The sequence below is a fragment of the Buttiauxella gaviniae ATCC 51604 genome (assembly GCF_001654835.1).
Classification (GTDB): Bacteria; Pseudomonadota; Gammaproteobacteria; order Enterobacterales; family Enterobacteriaceae; genus Buttiauxella; species Buttiauxella gaviniae.
This window is the reverse complement of sequence record NZ_LXEP01000077.1, coordinates 1-1,372: the sequence shown is the minus strand read 5'-3', so window position 1 is coordinate 1,372 and position 1,372 is coordinate 1. Positions and strand designations below refer to the sequence as shown.

General features: G+C 49.6%; 1 protein-coding gene. It reads left to right on the top strand.

From position 1 onward, the window contains the following. Positions 1–86 precede the first annotated feature (86 nt). A complete protein-coding gene (locus tag M977_RS23720) occupies positions 87–1,109 on the top strand; it encodes an IS110 family RNA-guided transposase (protein ID WP_064519614.1) in 1,023 nt (340 codons plus the stop codon). Positions 1,110–1,372 lie beyond the last annotated feature (263 nt).

The window sequence follows — 1,372 nt, the reverse complement described above, 5'->3', positions numbered from 1 at the left end:
AACGAATGGAAGGGAATTCCCCTGGATATGCGCCTGATTAGCTCTTGTGCAATCATGGGGTAAACATAGCCCTGGAGGGATTCGTTATGACTATCACTACTGTCGGTATCGATCTTGCTAAAAATGTGTTCGCTGTTCACTGCGTTGATCAAAATGGAAAAACTGTTCTGGTTAAACCTAAAGTATCGCGTGCTGCACTTCCTGAGTTAATTGCAAGCCTGCCTCCCTGTGTTATCGGGATGGAGGCATGCTCCGGGGCTCACTACTGGGCAAGAATGTTTCGGCAGTATGGCCATGAGCCCCGTTTGATGGCTGCAAAGTTCGTATCGCCTTACCGCATGGCCGGTAAATCAGGAAAAAATGATGCAGCTGATGCCCAGGCTATCTGTGAGGCTGTCCGTCGCCCGCATATGCGGTTCGTGCCAGTGAAGGATGAGAGCCAGCAGGCGATGCAATGTCTACACCGTACCAGACAAGGCTTTATCGAAGAGAAAACAGCAACATATAATCGATTAAGAGGTTTGATATCTGAATTCGGGATTATCGCGCCACAAAGTACAGATGCCCTGCGCCACATGGTTTCTGAACAGAAAAATTCTTTGCCGCTTCAGGTTCAGCAATGCGTTGATGATCTGCTGGAACACATTAATCGCATTGAAGATAACATCGCTGAATATGACCGGATCCTGTCCCGCATGGCAAAAACGGATCACCGCAGCCAACGACTGATGGAACTGAAGGGGATTGGTCCCACAACGGCTTGTGCGTTAGTCGCCAGTATCGGTAATGCCCATGATTTTAAGAATGGACGCCAACTGGCAGCCTGGCTGGGACTTACACCATCACAGTACAGCAGTGGTGGAAAATCAAAGCTTGGCAGAATAACGAAAGCGGGCGATTCATATCTGCGAACGCTTCTGGTTCAGGGGGCCCGTTCGGTTTTGATTGGTGCAGAGAAAAGGACTGACTCATTCAGCCGTTGGGTTTGTACGTTGGTTGAGCGCAGGGGGTACTGGCGGGCTGTTGTAGCCATCGCCGCCAAAAACGCGAGGCTGTGCTGGGCATCGTTGCATTACGGTGATGATTTCAGGCTGTACTCAGCCAGCTAAAGCACAAAGCAGTATAACCATCTGACCTGCAACTCGTTGATGAAAAAGGGTTAGACCCCGTGAGGCCTATCTGGCTATTGTACAGGATATACGTATCCGCTTAACGAACAAGAACCTCACGCGCGTCTTTCATCAGGGTCCGAATCGATAACGATTCATCATGGCCGTTTATAGTACCGCAGTCTCTCCCCTTTATTTTACTGACGAGCAGACAGAAACCATAAAACCGGCGTTGACATGCCGGGGAAGCCCTTATAGTACAA